Source organism: Arcicella sp. GW822-FHT02H01 (assembly GCF_058802005.1).
The window spans coordinates 2,975,631-2,995,950 of sequence record NZ_JBXANT010000001.1 but is presented as its reverse complement, the minus strand read 5'-3'; the positions used below and the strand labels follow the sequence as shown (position 1 = coordinate 2,995,950).

Sequence of the window (20,320 nt, the reverse complement as noted above, 5' to 3'; positions counted from 1 at the left end):
AACGAGCCTTTTGCTTGAAAAGTATTTTATTAACAAAAGATTAACATTGCACATAAAGATAAAAATAAAGAGCCACAAGATTGAGATTGATGCTCAATTTGTGGCTCTTGGATAAAAATAGACTGTTATTATTTGTTGTACTGCAAAGCACTATCGTTAATAGTATATTTTCCAGATTTCATTAACTTCAACATTTCTGCACCCGCCAATAACACAGGACCATAACCATGTGCCGCCAATACATTTACTGGACGGTAATAATAAAAAGCTGGGTCAAAGCCCATTCCTGTACCTACACAAACTCCTTCTACTTGTCCGCCTGCATTTACTTTAGTCGCTACAGCATTCCATGCTAATAAAGTAGCTGGTCCATACGCTTTAGCATCCAACCATCCTTTGTTGATGGCTCTAGCAAACGAATATGCATAAATAGCCGTTGCCGATGTTTCAAGATATGAATCTGGACGGTCTAGTAATTGATGCCAGAAACCACTTCCTGTTTGGTATGAAGCTAAACCTTTTGCATGCGCTTTTAATAATGTCAATACTTCTGCACGTCCTGCATGATTCTCTGGTAAAACATCTAATAATTCCACCATCGTCAAAACAGCCCAACCGTTGGCACGTGCCCAGTGGAATTCAGGATGCGTCTCCATATCAGCTACCCAACCGTGCATAAATACGTTTTTCTGGTGATTAAACATTCTTTTCGAAAACTGAGAAACTTGTTTAACAGCATCATCAAAATAACGATTATCGCCCGTCAATTTACCCATTTGTGCTAACGCAGGCACACCCATGAATAAATCATCTAGCCAAAGCGTATTCGCTTGCGGACGGTTACGCGCTAACGTACCATCAGCAAAACGAAACTCTTTCGTGCTGATATAATTCATGTAATTATCAATCAAAGGACGTAAATCTGTTTTGATAACCTTCCCTGTGGTTGCCTTAATCATGGCTGAACACACCGCACCACAGTCGTCTAAAGCATGCGGCATCACTACCTGACGAAGTCCTTTGCTTTTAGGATTTTGCTTTAATACTTCTTTGAAATAAGGTGCTTTCTCCGCTAGAAAAGTCATTCTTTTACGAGCATACTCATTAAAGCGGTCATCTCCAGTAGCCTCGCTAGCTGCTAACATTCCTGAGTAAGTAACACCCCATTCGTAGCTAGTTAAACTAAAAGTCCCTCTTTCTACAACGGCACTGGTGTCTATTTTAGAAAAATCTGTAATCTCCTTTTTAGTCGTATTACTAATTACTTTGGTAGGTGTTACGGCATCCAAATATTTATGTACTCTATTGAGCAACTGCGTAACCTCCTCTACTTTGGGCGTAGTATAAGCCACAGGATAATCTGGCTGAGCGGTATGAAGCATTTCTGAATGAAGAGGCTTTTTTTGCTGTGCCAAAGAAGATAAAGCTGTAGCTAAACATAACAGAAAGATAAAAGAGCTTTGTTTAATTTTTTTCATGCTTGAATGTATTATGGTTGTTGAGAGCATAAAGGCAATACTCTCAGAAATCTAATGAAGTTTAATGACATTTCATGATAAGATTGGTTATTAAACTATACAAAATGAGTTAATTTGGCATAAATAATTAAAAAAACAATAATATGTTTAATCACTCTCAGAAAACGTTTTATATCATTTTAGGTCTTTTTCTCATCAGCTTTGGTCTTTCAGCCCAGAAGCCCGTGGTCACAATTCCTATTCAAACTGCACAGAATGCCTTGGTTTTTCAAACAGATCAAGAAAACCGTCTCGGAACAGTTTTCTTCGGCAAGAAACTCGCTCAGGCATCAGAATATCCTGTTGTTTCTAAGGAATATAAAATCAGTGATGAAAATTCGGGGATTTTTAACTCCGTTTACACGCCTAGTGGTACTTGGAATTTAGTAGAACCTGCTATTCAAGTAAAACATGCTGACGGTAATACTTCGTTGGAGCTTAAATATGTAAGCCATGAAGTAATAAAAATTGATGATAATGTTTCTCAGACAATGATTATCCTGAAAGACCCTGTTTATGCGGTAGAAGTTAGGCTTTTCTACAAGACTTATTTCAAAGAGAATGTCATCGAACAATGGTCTGTTATCAAGCATCAGGAAGCTAAAAACATTACTTTACAAAAGTATGCTTCTGCCAATTTGTATTTCATGGCGGATGATTATTACTTAAATCATTATCATGGTGGTTGGGCGAAGGAAATGAAGCCTGAGGAAACAAAGCTAACGGCTGGTATCAAAACGTTAGATTCCAAATTAGGCACAAGAGCTAACTTGTTTCAGCCTCCTACTTTCATGCTATCTTTCGATAAACCTGCCACGGAAGACTACGGAAAAGTATTATTAGGTACATTGGCATGGTCTGGTAATTTCAAGATTGATTTTGAACTAGACACCTACCATAATCTTCGTCTATTGGCAGGTATCAATTCTTTTGCTTCGGAATATTCTTTGGCTAGTAACCAAGATTTCAAAACTCCTTCGTTCATCTTTACTTTCTCTGATAATGGTAAAGGAGAAGCCAGTAGAAATATGCACAACTGGGCTAGAAAATACAGGATTTTGGATGGTGAAGGCTCAAGACTAACATTACTAAACAACTGGGAAGCTACCTATTTTGATTTTGATGAGCCTAAACTTACAGCATTATTCAAAGATGGGAAGAAGTTAGGTGTAGATATGTTTTTGTTAGATGATGGTTGGTTTGCCAACAAATATCCAAGAAATGGCGATAATGCAGGCTTGGGTGATTGGCAAGAAAACCGCAAAAAACTCCCAAATGGTATTGGATATTTAGTAAAAGAAGCCACAAAGGCAGGCATTAAATTTGGGATTTGGGTAGAACCAGAAATGGTAAATCCGAAATCTGAGTTGTATGAAAAACACCGTGATTGGGTAATCCGTGAGCCTGAACGCCCTGAACAATATTTTAGAAACCAATTACCTTTAGACTTGTCGAATCCAGAAGTACAAGATTTTGTATATGGTGTAATTGATAACTTATTTACTAAAAATCCTGAAATAGCCTTTATTAAGTGGGATTGTAATGCCGTAACCTACAATGCTCATTCAGAATATTTACAAAAGAAAGGACTTCCCCAAACACATTTGTATGTAGAATATGTACGTGGATTGTATAAAGTATTAGAAAAAATCAGGGCTAAATATCCTAAAGTGCCCATGATGTTATGCTCTGGCGGAGGTGGAAGAGTAGACTACGAAGCCTTGAAGTACTTTACTGAATTTTGGGTAAGTGATAATACCGACCCACTTGAAAGAGTATTTTTGCAGTGGGAATATTCTTATTTTTATCCAGCTATCGCTCAGTGTAATCATATTACAGATTGGAGTAAAGTAGGTATTAAATACCGTACCGACGTAGCAATGATGGGCAAAATGGGGTATGATATTGTAGTAAGCCAGCTTTCAGAAAAAGAATTGCAGTTTAGCCAACAGGCATTGGCAAACTATAAGAATGTTAGTGATGTTATCTGGCATGGTGATTTGTATCGTTTGAAAAACCCTTGGGAGAATCCTTATGCTTCGTTGATGTTTAGTAATGATAAACAAGACCACGCGGTAGTGTTTTCATACTTAACGACTAACAGATACGACCAAGTATTCAGCATTACGCCTGTGAAATTAAAAGGATTAGACCCTAAGAAACGATATAAGGTTCAGGAGATTAATATTTATCCTGATACAAAGTCTAGCTTGGCAAAAGACCTTTTTTACTCTGGCGACTATTTGATGAATGTAGGTATCAATCCAGATATTACACGCAGAAGAACAAGTGTAGTATTAGAACTAACAGAGGTAAAATAGAAGCTTTCAGTAATAATCTTGTATCAAAAAACATGAATCATCTCGAATTTTCTTTAAATAGGAAGTTTAACAAAATAGCCTCATAGAGGCTATATATCGGTAGTAAAAATGTAAACAACATTCCCCTCCAAGCCCCATGGGGGCGAAATATTTCGCCCCCATGGGGCTTGGAGGGGAAATAGGATATTTGTTCTACCGATATAGTGTTCCTAACGGAACTATACTCTGTATCAATAAATCAAAAAAGCGGTCGAAATTAGTTTTCGACCGCTTTTTTGATGATTTTAAAATTCAGGATTACTCATATTATCCGATAGCTGATGTCCGAAATCCGACAGCCAAACTATCTTACTCTGAAAGCTCTAACCATCTTAATTCTTTCTCATCCAAATCATTATTGATTTCTTCAATTTCCTTTGCCCAAGCACTTAAGTCTTCATAACTACCACCATTATTTAATCTTGTAGTTAATTCCGCTTTCTTCTTTTCTGCTTTTTCGATGGCTTTACCTAAATCTTCGTATTCTTTTTGTTCTTTGAAAGAAAGTTTTCTTTTCGTCGTTGAAACTTGAACAGAAGGTTCTAGCTTATGATTATTCGTTGAAACTGGCTCGCTTTTCACTTTAGGTTTTTCGCCTAAAGTAATTTCGTTTTCTTCCAACCACTCTCTATAGTCAGTATAGTTTCCGGGAAAATCTCTGATTTGTCCGTCGCCTTCAAATACAAAAAGGTGTTCAACCAATTTATCCATAAAGTAACGGTCGTGAGAAACCAATAATAGACAACCCCCAAAAGCAATCAAGAAATCTTCCAAGATATTCAACGTTTGAATATCAAGGTCGTTGGTAGGCTCATCAAGAATCAAGAAGTTGGGGTTCTTGATTAATACTTTCATCAATTGCAAACGTCTTTTCTCTCCCCCCGACAGTTTATCTACTGCTGCATATTGTACTTTCGGTTCAAATTTGAAGTGCGTTAAAAACTGACTTGCAGAAATAGTTTCACCCGTTCCTACCGTTACTACCTCCGCAATATCTTTGATTACATCAATTACTTTATCGCCTGGTTTAAAATCTAAATCTCCTTGGGTATAATAACCATATACCACGGTTTCGCCCGTAGTAATGCTACCAGAGTCTGGCTTTAGGTTTTGGGTAATCATGTTCAAGAAAGTAGATTTCCCGATACCATTTTTACCAATAATCCCTATACGGTCTTTACGTTGGAAAATGTAAGAGAAGTCTTCTACAATCTTTTGGTTGCCAAATCCTTTATTCAATCCTTCAATTTCAAGAATCTTACTGCCTTGACGAGACATTTTTACATTCAAGGTAACCTTTGAATCGTCTTTAGACTGCGAAGCTTTTTCTTTTAGCTCATGGAAAGCATCAATTCTATATTGAGCTTTTGTTCCACGTGCTTTTGGCTGGCGACGCATCCATTCTAATTCTGTTCTTAACGTATTTTTCGCTTTATCAATACTTGCCGCTTCCGAGGCTTCGCGTTCAGCTTTTTTCTCTAAGAAATAACTATAATTTCCACGGTAAGGATAAATCGTTCCGTTGTCTAATTCAGCAATGTTATTACACACTCTGTCTAAGAAATAACGGTCGTGAGTAACCAATAACAAGGTGATATTCTGAGCAGAAAGTGTTTGTTCCAACCATTCTATCGTTTCTAAATCCAAGTGGTTGGTAGGCTCATCGAAAATCATCAAATCAGGCTCATCAATCAATACTTTCGCCATAGCCACACGCTTACGTTGCCCACCCGAAAGTTGAGAGATTTTACGCTCGAAATCGTGGATACCTAGTTTCCCCAAGATTTGCTTTACCCTGCTTTCATAATCCCAAGCATCGTGCTTGTCCATCATTTCCAAAGCGTCCGACAAAAGGTCTGAATCTTCTGGATTCTCCATTGCCCTTTCATACATTTTTAGGGCTTGGTTAGCTGGAGAATCGCCCGCAAAAAGCGTATCCATTACACTCAATTGCTCATTAAACTCTGGATTTTGGAAAAGGTATCCTACCGAAATACCTTTACGGATACTTACAGTTCCTTCGTCAGAAGGAATCAATCCTGCCAGAATGTTCATTAAAGTAGTTTTACCTGCTCCATTTTGTCCGACTAAAGCTACTTTATCTCCTTTCGAGATACCAAAATTTATGTTACGAAATAACCACCTTTCGCTGTAGTTTTTCGAGATATTTTCTGCTGATAAATAATTCATACTACAAAGGTAGGAACTAAAGCTGTAAAAGGATAGAGAGTTGAGGGAATTAGGTGACGGATAGTTTAGTAAGTTTCCAAACCGCCCTCCTATCAAGCCAATTCTCCATTGAACACATAAACTTTTTTTTGGAAACAAGTCAATTTATTTTTGGGTTTACGACTTAGCATAAAAGTTCTTAATCTTGTAGGTTGTAAGTATTAAAACCAAAACGAAAACTCATGTTACAATTTCTTAAATATGTTTTAGCTACCATAGTCGGATTAATAGTTTTCTCTATTGTTAGCCTTTTTATAATTATTGGTATTGCTGCCGCAGTTGGCTCTTCTAAAGACGAAACTACGCTTAAAGATAATTCTGTTTTAAAATTAGACCTCAACCATAGCATTGTTGAAAATGTTAGCGACGAAGAAAATCCTTTCAAGGATTTAGGTGGGGCATTCATGGACAATAATGAAAGCATTGGGATGGTTCAAATCAGAGAGGCTTTGAAACGTGCCGCTGTTGACAGTCATATCAAAGGAATTTATTTACAAGCACACTATCCTCAGGCAGGCTATGCTCAATTAGAAGAAATCCGCAATGCACTATTAGATTTTAAAAAATCTGGCAAGTTCATCTATAGCTACGGCGAATCGTTTACTGAAAAAGGATATTATGTTACCTCGGTGTCTGATAAAATTTATTTGAATCCCGCAGGTGGAATGGATTTCAACGGTATCAGCGCTGAAGTAAGTTTTTATAAAGGTGCTTTAGATAAGTTAGATATCAAGCCCGTAGTTTTCAGAGTAGGTGAATATAAATCAGCGGTTGAACCTTATCTACGTGAAAACATGAGTGATGCTAATAAGCAACAATACTCATTATTGCTCAATAGCATCAACAATCACATCTTTGAGCAAATTGCAAAATCGAGAAACATCGACGTTGCTACGTTGAAAAAGGTTGCTGATGAATTAATTGCCTACAAACCTAAAGGTGCGTTGGCTTCAAAATTGGTAACGGATGTTGGTTATTACGATGAATTTGAGGCTGATTTCAAGAAGAAATTAAAAAAAGAAACAGAAGACAAAATTGATTTCGTAGGTCTTTCAAAATTCTTAAAAGCAGAATCTGCGATTCCTTTTAATGAGTCTCAAAACAAAATTGCTGTAATTGTAGGCGAAGGAGCGATTATCGGAGCCAAAGCAGATAAAGGAAATATTGGCTCGGATGATTGGGTAGCTGAACTTCGTAAAGCTCGTGAAGATAAAAAAGTAAAAGCCATTGTATTAAGAATTGATAGCCCTGGTGGCTCTTCACTAGCTTCTGACGTCATGTGGCGTGAAGTAGAATTAACTAGAAAAGTAAAACCTGTAATTGCTTCAATGGCAGATTATGCAGCGTCTGGAGGATACTACATGGCAATGGCGGCTGATACTATCGTTGCTGAACCAACAACTATTACAGGGTCTATCGGGATTTTTGCTCAGTTTTTCAACTTTGAAAACTTCTTGAAGAACAAATTGGGCATTACCAACGACCGTGTAAATACGAATGCTCATTCTGATTTCCCAACAGTTACTCGTGAAATGACTGATTTTGAGAAAGATTGGTTTCAGAGAAGTGTAGATGCAGGCTACGAAACCTTTACTTCTAAAGCAGCAAAAGGCAGAAAAATGACGATTGAAAAATTGAAATCATTAGCAGGCGGACACGTTTGGTCGGGAATAGAAGCAAAACAAAATGGGTTAGTAGATGTGTTAGGGGGCTTGGAAGATGCGATTAAAATTGCAGCACAAAAAGCGAAATTGAAAGAAGGGGACTATAAAGCGAAGTTTTATCCACAACCAAAATCTTTCTTTGAAGAGGTTTTTGAGAAAAAAGAGGAAGAAGCACAAGCTAAAATCATGAAAGCGCAGTTTGGTGAATTAGCACCTTATGTAAAACAAATTCAAGATTTGAAAGCCCGTGAAGGCTTAATGACTTTGATGCCAGAGGTGATTGAATTTAAATAGATGTTGAAATATAAAAAAGGCTTCTAAGGTTTTAAACTGAGAAGCCTTTTTTATGTTTTTAACTTTAGGTAAATTACAATATGTAAAAGCTATTGTTAAAAACTGATAGCCAAAAGCTGATGTCTGATTTCCAAACTTATATTTCTAATTGACTATTCTTATGAAAAAATGGATACCTTTTTTAGCAGTTGTTATCTTCTTGTCTGCTTGTACAAGCAAAGTCTCTACCGTTTTTGTGGTACGCCATGCAGAGAAGGATTTAGTCTATAAAGGTGATGACCATTTTCGTCCTTTAAGTACTTCGGGGCATCAACGTGCTGGTAAGCTATCCAAGCGTTTAGCCAATGAAAAAATTACTAAAATTTATGCTACTGAATACCTCAGAGTACAACAAACTGGCGATTCTTTGCGTATCAATAATCAAATAGATACCACTATCTATAGTGCCAGAAATGCTCATTTCTTGGATAAAGTTGAACCTCGTAAGAACATTTTAATTATTGGTCATTCAAATACCGTTCCTGAAATTGTTAGACTTTTGGGCGCCAACTTTGACCTAAAAATAATTCCAGAAAGCGAATATGACAATCTGTATATCGTAAAAATAAAAGACAAAAAACTGGTTGAATTCAAGGCTGAGAAGTATTAAAACTTCAACCCTAAGTCTAGCGAAATCAATCCGTTTTTAGTAATTATGTTACTATAACCCTTGGTATGATTAATTTCGGTTAAGCCTCTTTGGTATTGAATGCCAAATATAAAAGAGTCGTCTCCGCCATTTATGCGCTTTTCAATACCGAATCCTAATAATAGATTGATATCTCCCAGACTAAAAACATCTGGTTGATTCATCACCCGTTGGCTATATTGATAAAGTGGATTGGAGGTTCTATCAATGGGTTTTTCGGCAATTTTCAAATCGAACGTACCTCCAAATTGTAAATAAACAGGTGTATCTGAAAAAACGCCATCACTAAAAATCTTGAGTGTAACGGGTACTTGTAAATATTGTAGGTTATAAGCCGCTTTATTTCCCGTATGCTCATCGGCAGTGAGGGGATACGTGCCAAACAAATCATTATCATAAAAACTACTTCCTACAGCATAACTAACTCCTTTGACACTATACCATAACCCTGTACTAAAGGCATATTTTTCGGCAAAATAGAAATCTATCACAGGACCCAAACTCATTTTTAGGTTGATTCCCGAAGCATCAAAATCACGAAATTCCTTCGATGCATCCACTTCGTTTAGTGTAATAGTGGGTGAAAATTTAAACCCTATTTTTAATTTATATAGTCCGTTACCATACCCTCCGCCATATCCAGAAGGGTATCCATAATTTTGAGCATAACCTCTCGTTATCATCAACAGAATAAAAAGGACTAAAAATGCGTTTTTCTTCATAATTTTGTACTGTTAAATATGGTTTTGAAACTTAGACGAATACTACTGCTTAAAACTATTAATCTAAAAAACTTATGCTTCAAAAGTATAAATGCTATATTATCCTCCTCTTTTCAAGCCTAGTCTTTGCTTGTACTTCCGAACAAGATAGTTCTTCTGAACCCGATGTTAGTTCAGTAAAAGTAAATGTAGCTATTCAACGACTTGACAAAGATTTACTTGCGTGTAAAGACAAAAATCAGTTAATAAATTTCTTCAATGCCCATAAAAATTTCGTGAGTACTTACTTTCAAGTTTTACCACAAGACTTTGATAAACTCGCTGAAAGGTTACTTCCAGTAATCCAAAATCAGGCTTTTCAAGACTTTTACAAGCAATCACAAGAACCTGCATTTTTTGGAAATACTGAGCTTGAAGATGATTTTAAAGAAGCTTTCCAGCACTTGAAATATTATTATCCCGACTTCAAAGAGCCTAAAATTATTACAATTTTTACAGGTTTTTTTGCGCAGGATATCCTAAGTAGTCCAGAATTAATAATTTCGGACTCATTAATTATTATCGGACTAGATTATTTCATGGGAAAGAAAGGAAAATTCTTACCTGACATTTATGACTATCAATTAAGGAAAGCTTCTCCTCATGCTATTGTACCACAAGCTGTGCTTTTACTTTCTGCCAAATACAATGCAACCAAACCTTCTGAAAAATCGTTATTAGCAGATATGGTTTGGTATGGGAAAAGTTATGTTTTTGGTCATACGATGATGCCCTCAAAGGCTGACAGCCTATTTATTGGTTATTCAGATGCACAATTGACGGACTGTTATACGTTCCAGAAAGATATTTGGGCTCATTTTATTGATAAAAAATTATTGTATACCAATGAAGACCCTATCAAGGCAAAGTATATCATGGACAGACCTACGACGTCTGAGATTGGAGCATCTTGTCCAGGAGGAATTGGTCGTTGGCTAGGCTGGCGAATTGTAGGTAAATATTTCGACGAAAATGATAAATTAACGATTCAGGAATTGATGAAGGAAAAAAATGCCCAAAAGATTTTTGAAGAGTCTCATTATAAAGGATTACCAGACGAGGAAGAATGATTTCTACTGTTAATCATCCGCATTCGTATATCAGCTATCAATCCGAATGCTGATATAAGGAGTAATTAAATAACCATTACTCAATCATAACTAAATTAATAGCTTTTTAGTAATTAAACCAAAAAATGGCAAAGCGAAGTAGCAATTTTGGAGCAGAGGTTTCTCCAGAAGACAAGAAAAAAGTAAATAAGGAAGGATTTCAGAAAGCCTTCAAGATTTTTAGATTTACCCTTCCCTATAAAGGCACATTTTTAATAGGCTTCATCTTTCTGATTCTCTCACAGATTACTACGATGAGTATCCCTTTATTAATGGGTCAGATGGTAGGATCAATAGTTTCGCCACAACAAATGCCAGACTCAGGTTCGGGAATAAGTAGTGGTATGATGACGGATAAACTACAACGCGTTTTTCATGAAGCACCAAGATTTACGTTAAATGAAGTAACCCTTATTTTTGTTGGATTACTTATTCTACAAGCGATATTCTCATTTTTTAGGGTATATACGTTCACAAGGGTTTCTGAACAATCAATGCGTGATTTACGCAATGCCCTATATAGTAAAATCATTACGTTACCAGTGCCATTTTTTGAAAAAAATCGTGTGGGGGAATTAATGAGTAGAATTACAACAGACATTGGTCAGTTACAAGACATCCTTTCTATAACGTTAGCAGAGCTTTTTCGTCAAGTGTTTACTTTAGTGGGCGGTATTGTATTAATCTCTTACTTATCGAGCAAGCTAACACTTTTTATGTTGCTTACTTTCCCATTCTTGGTAATTGCAGCCATTGTTTTTGGGAGATTTATTCGTAAAAACTCTAAAAAGGTACAAGACGAACTAGCCGCTACTAACATCATTGTTGAAGAAACGTTACAGTCTATCAATGTTGTAAAAGCTTTTACGAATGAAAGTCTAGAAGCACATCGCTACGGATTATCTGTTCAAAAAGTAGTAGATTATGCCTTAAAGGCTGCCACTTTCAGAGGAGGCTTTATTTCGTTCATCATTTTTGTATTGTTTGGGGGCGTAGTAGGCGTAGTATGGTATGGTGGTAATTTGGTATTGCAAGGCGAATTATCTTTCAAAGACCTTTTCACTTTTATCATTTACACAGGTTTTATCGGTGGTTCTGTGGGTGGTTTAGGTGATATGTATGCGCAGATTCAGAAAACAGTAGGTGCTTCTGAACGTATTTTAGAAATTTTAGATGAAGAATCGGAAGTAAAAATTGTTGACATAAATGCTCCAAAAGCAGCCGTTGCACCAATACTAGCGAAGGCAAATGATGAGGTTGCTATTCCTAAAATCCAATATAAAAATGTTGCGTTTAATTATCCTTCTCGCCCAGACATGAAAGTGCTGAAGAATATTTCTTTATCTGTAAAATCTGGCGAAAAAATAGCTTTAGTTGGTCATTCGGGGGCAGGAAAATCAACCATTGTACAATTGTTAATGCGTTATTATCATCTTGCGAAAGGAGAGGTTTTGGTAGACGGTAAAAACATTAACACTTTTGATATTACAGAATTAAGAAAGAATATAGCCATTGTACCACAAGAAGTAATGCTTTTTGGTGGAACAATTTATGAAAATATTGCTTATGGTAATCCAGAAGCAACGGAGGAATTGGTCATTGAAGCGGCCAGAAAAGCCAATGCTTTAGATTTTATCAATTCATTTCCTGAGGGCTTTAAAACGATTGTAGGTGAACGTGGCGTAAAACTTTCGGGTGGGCAACGTCAGCGTATTGCTATCGCTCGTGCTATTTTAAAAGACCCTGCTATTTTGGTGTTAGACGAAGCAACAAGTGCACTAGATTCAGAGTCTGAAAGATTGGTACAAGATGCACTAGACCGCTTGATGCAAAACCGTACTACCGTAATTATTGCCCATCGCTTGGCAACTATTCGTAATGTAGATACAATTTATGTATTGAAAGATGGTGAAGTAGCCGAAAAAGGAACGCATGACGAATTGGTATTGATTGATGAAGGAATTTATGCTAACTTAGTGAAGTTGCAGTTTGAAAATGCAATGATAATAGAATGAAACCAGCAATAAAAGATACATTAAAATCATATAACCTTCGCCAAACAGACTGTCGTGAAGGTATTTTAGATGTTTTTATGAGCAAAGAACACGCTTTGGCTCATGCGGATGTGGAATCGCAGTTAACTGAACAATTTGATAGAGTAACGGTATATAGAACCTTAAAAACATTTGTAGATAAGGGATTAATTCATAAAGTACTGGACGATGAGGGTAGTATCAAGTATGCACTTTGTAAAGATAATTGTCATTCAGAAGACCATACTCATCACCACGACCATGTGCATTTTAAATGTACTACTTGTGGCTTAACAACGTGTTTAGACCATGTGGTGATTCCTAATTTTATCCTGCCCGAAGGATATAAACGTGTTGAGACTAATTTGTTAGTACAAGGGGTTTGTAAGGTTTGTAATCGATAGATTTTTGTAGACTTGAGGATGTTGAGACTTAAGGACTAGAGGACGCTAGATATTAGACTAGAAGACACTAGATATTTAGACTAGAGGATACTAGATTTTAGGTTAGAAAACACTAGATATTTGTCTGGAGTAATGGAGTTGAAAGTAAGTTTTTCTTAGACAGAACTATTAGGCTATTCAGAAATGGATAGCCTATTTTTATGATATATTATAAACGAATAACAGAATTCATTCACCATCTACTAATCTTTTAGTCCTAAAGTCTTCTAATCCTAAAGTCCATAACAGGTCTCCCAGCAAACATCGCAGAAAAAGGGCTGTTGGGCGAATATTCTTTTGATAATTTATTAATTTGGCAAATTATTACTTATTTGTGGTTTAAATCTTCATCAAATCATTACGAATTCATGAAAAAACATTTCTTATTACTTTTTTCATTACTTTCCGCAGGAAGTACTATGGCTCAAAGCCCTCTGTTACTTCGCCAACCAAGTATCAATAACGATGGTTCGGTAGTATCATTCTCATATCAAGGAGACATCTGGACTGTACCAAGCTCAGGTGGAAATGCAACAAGGCTTACCATTCATGAGGCCTACGAGGGTAATCCTATTTTTAGTCCAGATGGCAAGCAAATTGCTTTTTCGGGAACACGCTTTGGCAACAACGATATTTTTGTAATGCCTGTAACAGGGGGCTTGCCTAAACGTTTGACTTTTCACTCAAGTCAAGATGTAGTAGCTAGCTGGACGCAGAGCGATAAAATATTGTTCTCGACAAGCCGTGAGTTCAAACAAATTGAGCGACCTCAAGAAGTTTATACAATTAGTCCAAAAGGAGGAACAGAATCTCGTTTATTAGATGCCGTAGGTTTCGACCCTGTGCTTTCACCAGATGGCAAATTAATAGCCTTGGTGCGTGGAGATATTAACCCTGTGGCTCGTCAGGCTTATAATGGTAGCTCGAACAGAGATATTTGGATGTATAATATCAAAAACAAAAGCTATAATAAAATAACCCTTTTTGAAACCAACGATATCATTCCTCAATGGGGCAAAAACGGCTTACTTTACTTTTTAAGTAGCGTTGACGGAGCGTATAACTTATACCAAATCAAAATTTCGGACGAAGGTAAGGCAGTAGGTGCTCCTAAAAAATTGACGCAATTTAAAGATGAATCTATTCGTCATTTTAGTATTTCAAATGATGGCAATACGATCGTATTTGAAAAAGAAATGGCACTTTTCACCTACAAAGTTGCGAATGGAGCCGTTGATAAAATTAATGTAACCATCAATGCAGATGAACGTTTTGATGCTGCTGAGCAAAAAACATTTCCTACAGGATTAGACAATTACAAGGTTTCTCCGAACGGTAAATTACTTGCTTATAGCATTCGTGGAGAAATTTTCATCAAGGAAGCTGACAAGGAAAAAACAAAAAGCATTAACGTTTCTAAACATGCTTTCCGTGACGTTTCTCCAGCTTGGTTGAATGACTCAACTCTGTTGTTTACTAGCGACCGTAACAATGGTAATTTTGATTTATATCTAGTAAATTCTGCTGATGGTGCTGAACGTAATATTTTCAAATCGTTGAAACATCAAATAGTACAACTTACTAAAACGCCAGAAGATGAGACTTCTCCTACAGTTTCACCAGATAATAAAAAGATTGCTTATGTAAGAGGCAGAGGCAACTTTATCGTTGCTGATATTAGCGCTGATGGAAAACTAACGAACGAAAAAATCTTATCAGAAGGTTGGAACAACCCTTCAGATATCGCTTGGAGCCCTGATAGCAAATACATCGCTTATAGTCAATCAGATTTATATTATAACCAAGAAGTATATATCAGAACGGCTGATAATTCAAGCAAACCTGTTAATGTTACCATGCACCCACGTGGCGATAGTAACCCATTCTGGAGTGCCGATGGTTCTAAATTAGGTTTTGTTTCAGAAAGAAGTGCTGGTCGTAGTGCTGACGTTTGGTTTGTATGGTTGAAAAAAGAAGATTGGGAAAAAGAAACACAAGACTGGCAAGAAAAAGAAACGCCTGCTCCTGATGCTAAACCAGAGAAAAAAGGCATAAAACCAATTGTGATTGATTTTGATAATATCCATGAAAGAGTAGTGCAAGTAACTAGTTTCCCTGGTGATGAAAACGATTTTGTGATTTCAAAAGATGGTGAAACATTCTTTTATACGACTTCAACTAGCACGGCAAAAGGCAGAGATTTATACAGTGTTAAATGGGATGGTAAAGAATTAAAAGAAATTACGAAAGGCGGAAGTAACCCTAATAATCTAACATTAGATAAGGAAGGTAAATATATCTACTATACGAAAATGGGAGGTAGTTTATCTCGCGTTGATGTAAAAACGGGTGTTTCTGAACCTATGCCATTTGTTGCCAAAATGAAAATAGACTATTTGGCAGAACGCACACAGGTATTTGAAGAAGCTTGGAGAACCATTCGTGATGGTTTTTATGACCCTAAGTTCCACGGGAACAACTGGGTACAATTGCACGATAAATACAAAGAGCGTTGTATAAATGCTAGTACCTCTAATGATTTCAGAGATATGTTTAATTTACTATTAGGTGAGTTAAATTCTAGCCACATGGGCTTAACTGCACCAGACCGCGCTGAAACGCAGAGAGAATTGACAGGATTGTTAGGAACAGAACTTATTCCAACGCCAACTGGTATGAAAGTAAACCATGTTGTACCAGAAACACCTGTCACAAAAATTAAGAGTGTTATCAATGAAGGCGAAACCATTACTGCTATCAACGGACAACAAGTTAGTGAAAACGAAAACTTTTATAGTTTGTTAAATGGATTAGTGAACGAAAAAGTAATCGTCAGTGTAGTTGATGCCGCAGGTAAAAGTAGAGAAGTAGTAGTACGTCTTACACAAAGCATCAGTGATAACTTATACAATGAATGGGTTGAAGGCAGAAAGAAATTAGTAGAAAAATTCTCTAATGGTCGTCTAGGTTATATCCATATCAAAAGCATGGATTTCCCTAGTTTTGAAGTAGTAGAAAGAGAATTTACTGCTGCTGGTTATGGCAAAGAAGGTATTTTGATTGATGTTCGTTATAATGGTGGAGGGTCGACAACGGATTATTTAATGACTATTTTAAATTATAAACAACATGCTTATACAATTCCAAGAGGAGCAAGTGCTGATTTAGAGAAAGACAAGAAAAAATTCAGAGACTATTATCCAATAGGTGAGCGCTTAGTATATGCTGCTTGGACGAAGCCATCAATTGCTCTTTGTAATGAAGGAAGTTATTCTAATGCTGAGATTTTCTCGCACGCATACAAATCTTTGGGAATAGGTAAATTGGTAGGCTTACCAACAAATGGTTCGGTAATTTCAACAGGAGGAAAATCATTAATGGATGGTTCGTTTGTTAGATTGCCGGGAAGAGGGTGGTACACAAAAACAACTGATAAAAACCAAGAATTAGGCGCAGCCATTCCTGATGTTATCGTTGAAAATACACCAGACTGGATAGCTAAAGGAACTGACGAACAATTGAAAGTAGCAGTGGAAACACTATTAAAGGATATTGATGCTAAAAAGTAAAATTATTTAGTAAAAATAAAAAGCCGTAATCAACAAATTGTTGATTACGGCTTTTTTATTAATCAAAAATATCATTCAAGTCTATTGTTAAATCTTCTAAAATATTAACCTTTAACTTTTCTCCTTTTTCGTAATGCTTCAATAGTTGATATTCAGAAATAGTTTCATTGAGCAGATAAACACTTATGACTTGCTCATCAGGGAAAACAACCCAATATTCTTTTACACCAGACTCTTCATATAAATGGAACTTATCATCTAAATCTCTTTTAGCTGTCGAGCTTGAAATAATTTCAATAATTAAATCTGGCGAACCAATACAACCTCTTCTATCAATTTTTGATGGGTCGCAAATGATACATAAATCAGGTTGAACGACTGTCGTAATTTGTTCATCTGAAAGAAGATTATTGGTAGTAAGACGTACATCAAATGGAGCGGGGAAGACCTGACAAGTCTTCTTTTTGAGATAATATCCTAGCTCAACATCCAACCGATGAACCAATACTTGGTGCTGACTTAGAGGAGCTGGTGACATCTTGAATATCTTTCCTTTAATCAGCTCTATATAGTCATCTAACTGCCATTTAACATAGTCTGCATAAGTATAATGCCCATTTAAATCAATATCATTTAATGACGTTATCATTTTATATTATATTAAAAGTTCTACTTATCTACTCCAATAAAGCCAATACATCATCCTTTGTCAAGGATTTTACAAAACTTTCTTCCGTTGTAATCAATTCATTCGCTAGGCGTTGTTTGCTTTGCTGTAATGCTAATATTTTTTCTTCAACAGTATTTTTAGTAATAAACTTATAGGTAAAAACGGTATTTACTTGCCCTATTCTATGCGCCCTATCTATAGCCTGAGCTTCAATAGCAGGATTCCACCAAGGGTCTAAAATAAATACATAGTCAGCCGCAGTAAGGTTTAATCCTAGCCCTCCTGCTTTCAAAGAAATTAAAAAAATCTGTATGTCCTCGTTATTCTGAAACTTCTCTACCTGTGCTTGTCGGTCATGTGTACTGCCATCTAAATACGCATACGTTCGTGATTCTTGGTCAAGGCGTTCTTTGAAAAGGTCGAGATGCTTCACAAATTGACTAAAAATCAATACTTTATGTCCTTCTTCTAGAATTGTGTCTAGTTTTTCCATTACATCTTCCAACTTACCAGAATCTCCTTGATAATCAGGTTCGGTCATTCTTGGATGATTGGCTAATTGACGTAATTTTGTAAGGCCTTGTAACACTACCATTTGTGACATTGCCATGCCTGCTTCTTCGATATGCTCTAAAATTAAGTTCCTGAAATACGACTTTGCTTCTTCATATTCCTTTTGTTGTTGCTCTGTCATCTGAGCATAATGGATACTTTCAATTTTAGGGGGTAGTTCGGTGGCTACTTGCGACTTATGTCTTCTCAACATAAAAGGCTTGATAATAGAATAAAGCCTTTGCATTTTCACATCGTCCCCCTTTTTTTCAATCGGCACTTGAAATTCATTCCTAAAAAAATGCTGTGAACCTAATAACCCCGGATTAATAAAGGTCATCTGCGACCATAAATCCATTGTACTATTCTCTAAAGGCGTTCCCGTTAATACTAATCGATTCCGAGAATTCAATTGCATTACGGCTTTAGTGATATAAGAAGATGGATTTTTAATGGCTTGCGATTCATCCAAAATCACATAATTAAATCGATAGTTTTTCAGTAAATCAATATCAATTCTGATGATGCCATAAGTGGTAAGGACTACATCATAATTATCAAACACTTCAATATTTTTATCGCGATAAGTGCCTGTATAAGTCAGTATTCTAAGTTCTGGCGTAAATTTTCGTGCTTCCATCTCCCAGTTATAAATCAAGGAAGTAGGCAAAATCAACAAACTTGGCTGATTATTCTTCTGTTCTTTTTGTGATTGCAACAAGGTAAGGGTTTGAACGGTTTTACCCAAGCCCATATCATCCGCCAAACATCCGCCAAAATGATAATCATTTAGAAAGCGCATCCAATCGTATCCTGCTTTTTGATAAGGACGCAAACTCCCCGTAAATCCTTTGGGTAACTGATAAGTTTGCATTTCTTCAAAATCTCTCAGTTTCTCCAGCTTTCTACTCAATACTGCCGATGCTAATGATTCACTTTGTAAATCTTGCACCAATGAAAGATGGTGTTTATTCAAGATAAAGCCATCTCGTTCTGAATGATGTTCAATAAAAGCAAAAAGCTCAGAATATTGTGTAAACCAAGTTTCTGGAATCACGGCGATTTCGCCGTTTGGTAACGTAAATTCCCTCTTTTTCTGTAAAATCAAATTTCTAAGTTTCAGAAAAGGAATTTCAAAATCACCAAAATGTACAATCGCATGAATATCGAACCAATCGTTGCCTTCGGTAATATTTACTTCAATATTTGAATACCCTAAGAAATATTTTTTGGCATCCTCTTCTACACTTTGTTCTATGGTGAAACCTGTTTCTGTTAGTTCAGCATAATTTTTCTGAATGAGTGCCAATGCATCACTTTTAGGAAGAATCATCCGCCCGTTTTTCAATTCTAAGCCCAATGCTTCAAGTTTTGCTAAGGTAGCTTTCTCAAACGTCAAATTTCTTTCTACTTTATGAAAGACATAATCGTCTCCATTTTTTTCCATGCTCACATTTACTTCGGTAGAAAAACTATCGAACTTAAAAGTGAATTTTCCGTATTGAAAAGACAGACTAATGGCTAACGTAACATCTTCTTCTTTCTGAACATCCACATCATTCGCTTCAACCAACACTGTTTGATGACTCTTTTGCTCGGCAAGGTTCAAAATAGGAATAACGGCATATTTTTCGTTCAAAATTTTAAAACCCTTAGGTCGAACATCAAACATACTGATGATGGATGTAACGAATTTGCGGTAATAATCTTCCTCAATGGTCTTGGGTATGACAATAAATTTCTTCTTTAAAAAAGGTCTTAGCTTTTTGCCATCTACTTCTTTGGCAAAATGATAAAGCTTATTTTCAAGAATCATCCATGCGGGTTCGTCACAAACGATGTAGGCATTCTTATATTGAAAATCTATTTTTTCCCCTTCATATTTAATCGTAGGATAGTAATGTGTATTTTCTTCATTACGCATAAAATGAAAAAATACCGTTGCTTTTTCAGGCAACACCTCTACTTTTTGCCAGATGGGATTACCATCCCCTCCCATGATAAACAATTGTTTACCTAGCAGTAAAGGCAACATTTCTGCTTTTATTTTTTCTACATAAGTAGCGATAATTTCTTGTAAAGCCTTCTCTCCTTTTTGTTGGTCATACACTTTCAAGAAAAAGTCAACGACTGTTCTTTTTTTTGAGCCTACGAATTTTTTATAAATATTTTCTGATTGAAGGTAATCAATGAGCTTTACTAATTGTAAATCGTTTTCGTCTAAGTCATGGGCAAACTCATTGATGTTTTTTATCGAAACGTTTTGGTTGAGCAAAGTCAATTCTTGTTTGTCATCCAATTGAACGACAAAGGCCTCAAAGAGATAGCCGAGGTACTCGTGATTGAGTATCGAATAAATAATCTGAAACGGCTGAGAAGTAGAAACTTTCATGATAGATTAGTCAAATTCAATGTTTTGACCAAGTAGAGG

At 36.3% G+C, this 20,320-nt stretch carries 12 protein-coding genes; 7 read left to right on the top strand and 5 right to left on the bottom strand.

The features are described from left to right. Positions 1-128 precede the first annotated feature (128 nt). A complete protein-coding gene (locus tag AC1RNE_RS12705; protein WP_492801319.1) occupies positions 129-1,478 on the bottom strand; it encodes a glycoside hydrolase family 88/105 protein in 1,350 nt (449 codons plus the stop codon). A 143-nt stretch (positions 1,479-1,621) separates the two neighbouring features. Between AC1RNE_RS12705 and AC1RNE_RS12700 the strand changes: the two genes are divergently transcribed. Next, on the top strand, positions 1,622-3,838 hold the full coding sequence (locus tag AC1RNE_RS12700) for an alpha-galactosidase (protein ID WP_492801318.1): 2,217 nt from the start codon (positions 1,622-1,624) through the stop codon (positions 3,836-3,838). Between the two features lie 348 nt (positions 3,839-4,186). Here AC1RNE_RS12700 and AC1RNE_RS12695 read toward each other — a convergent pair whose 3' ends face one another. Continuing rightward, entirely contained in the window at positions 4,187-6,067 is a 1,881-nt protein-coding gene (locus AC1RNE_RS12695) for an ABC-F family ATP-binding cassette domain-containing protein (protein WP_492801317.1), read from the bottom strand. 221 nt (positions 6,068-6,288) lie between these two features. On the opposite strand from AC1RNE_RS12695, the gene sppA reads away from it, so the two are divergent. Both sppA and AC1RNE_RS12685 read left to right on the top strand, forming a co-directional pair. Continuing rightward, positions 6,289-8,064, top strand: a complete 1,776-nt coding sequence (gene sppA / locus AC1RNE_RS12690; protein WP_492801316.1) for a signal peptide peptidase SppA — start codon at positions 6,289-6,291, stop codon at positions 8,062-8,064. Between the two features lie 160 nt (positions 8,065-8,224). Then, complete coding sequence (locus AC1RNE_RS12685; RefSeq protein WP_492801315.1) at positions 8,225-8,713, top strand: SixA phosphatase family protein; 489 nt, start codon at positions 8,225-8,227, stop codon at positions 8,711-8,713. Here the strand turns inward: AC1RNE_RS12685 and AC1RNE_RS12680 are convergent. Continuing rightward, entirely contained in the window at positions 8,710-9,474 is a 765-nt protein-coding gene (locus AC1RNE_RS12680) for an outer membrane beta-barrel protein (protein ID WP_492801314.1), read from the bottom strand. The genes AC1RNE_RS12685 and AC1RNE_RS12680 overlap by 4 nt on opposite strands. A gap of 74 nt (positions 9,475-9,548) precedes the next feature. On the opposite strand from AC1RNE_RS12680, the gene gldB reads away from it, so the two are divergent. The 4 genes from gldB to AC1RNE_RS12660 all read left to right on the top strand — a co-directional run bounded on the left by gldB (position 9,549) and on the right by AC1RNE_RS12660 (position 16,667). Then, positions 9,549-10,583 (top strand): gliding motility lipoprotein GldB, encoded by a 1,035-nt coding sequence (gene gldB / locus AC1RNE_RS12675; RefSeq protein WP_492801313.1) that lies wholly within the window; start codon positions 9,549-9,551, stop codon positions 10,581-10,583. Positions 10,584-10,708: 125 nt separating this feature from the next. Next, positions 10,709-12,637: an ABC transporter ATP-binding protein gene (locus AC1RNE_RS12670; RefSeq protein WP_492801312.1), complete on the top strand. Its 1,929-nt coding sequence runs from the start codon at positions 10,709-10,711 to the stop codon at positions 12,635-12,637. Further along, a complete protein-coding gene (locus tag AC1RNE_RS12665) occupies positions 12,634-13,059 on the top strand; it encodes a Fur family transcriptional regulator (protein ID WP_492801311.1) in 426 nt (141 codons plus the stop codon). Before AC1RNE_RS12670 ends, AC1RNE_RS12665 begins: the two co-directional genes overlap by 4 nt. Before the next feature lie 407 nt (positions 13,060-13,466). After that, on the top strand, positions 13,467-16,667 hold the full coding sequence (locus AC1RNE_RS12660; protein ID WP_492801310.1) for a S41 family peptidase: 3,201 nt from the start codon (positions 13,467-13,469) through the stop codon (positions 16,665-16,667). 58 nt (positions 16,668-16,725) lie between these two features. Here the strand turns inward: AC1RNE_RS12660 and AC1RNE_RS12655 are convergent, their stop codons facing one another. Together AC1RNE_RS12655 and AC1RNE_RS12650 are read right to left on the bottom strand one after the other, a co-directional pair. Next, positions 16,726-17,316, bottom strand: a complete 591-nt coding sequence (locus AC1RNE_RS12655) for a Uma2 family endonuclease (RefSeq protein ID WP_492801309.1) — start codon at positions 17,314-17,316, stop codon at positions 16,726-16,728. 28 nt (positions 17,317-17,344) lie between these two features. Further along, positions 17,345-20,281 carry a DEAD/DEAH box helicase gene (locus tag AC1RNE_RS12650; RefSeq protein ID WP_492801308.1) on the bottom strand — a complete coding sequence of 979 codons (2,937 nt, stop codon included), beginning with the start codon at positions 20,279-20,281 and terminating at the stop codon, positions 17,345-17,347. Positions 20,282-20,320: the final 39 nt, after the last annotated feature.

Bases quoted from the DNA above. Each gene is read 5' to 3' on its own strand.
- gldB (WP_492801313.1), top strand. From the start codon at position 9,549: ATGCTTCAAAAGTATAAATGCTATATTATCCTCCTCTTTTCAAGCCTA.
- AC1RNE_RS12700 (WP_492801318.1), top strand. From the start codon at position 1,622: ATGTTTAATCACTCTCAGAAAACGTTTTATATCATTTTAGGTCTTTTT.
- AC1RNE_RS12705 (WP_492801319.1), bottom strand. From the start codon at position 1,478: ATGAAAAAAATTAAACAAAGCTCTTTTATCTTTCTGTTATGTTTAGCT.
- AC1RNE_RS12685 (WP_492801315.1), top strand. From the start codon at position 8,225: ATGAAAAAATGGATACCTTTTTTAGCAGTTGTTATCTTCTTGTCTGCT.
- AC1RNE_RS12695 (WP_492801317.1), bottom strand. From the start codon at position 6,067: ATGAATTATTTATCAGCAGAAAATATCTCGAAAAACTACAGCGAAAGG.
- AC1RNE_RS12660 (WP_492801310.1), top strand. From the start codon at position 13,467: ATGAAAAAACATTTCTTATTACTTTTTTCATTACTTTCCGCAGGAAGT.
- AC1RNE_RS12655 (WP_492801309.1), bottom strand. From the start codon at position 17,316: ATGATAACGTCATTAAATGATATTGATTTAAATGGGCATTATACTTAT.
- AC1RNE_RS12665 (WP_492801311.1), top strand. From the start codon at position 12,634: ATGAAACCAGCAATAAAAGATACATTAAAATCATATAACCTTCGCCAA.
- AC1RNE_RS12680 (WP_492801314.1), bottom strand. From the start codon at position 9,474: ATGAAGAAAAACGCATTTTTAGTCCTTTTTATTCTGTTGATGATAACG.
- AC1RNE_RS12650 (WP_492801308.1), bottom strand. From the start codon at position 20,281: ATGAAAGTTTCTACTTCTCAGCCGTTTCAGATTATTTATTCGATACTC.
- AC1RNE_RS12670 (WP_492801312.1), top strand. From the start codon at position 10,709: ATGGCAAAGCGAAGTAGCAATTTTGGAGCAGAGGTTTCTCCAGAAGAC.
- sppA (WP_492801316.1), top strand. From the start codon at position 6,289: ATGTTACAATTTCTTAAATATGTTTTAGCTACCATAGTCGGATTAATA.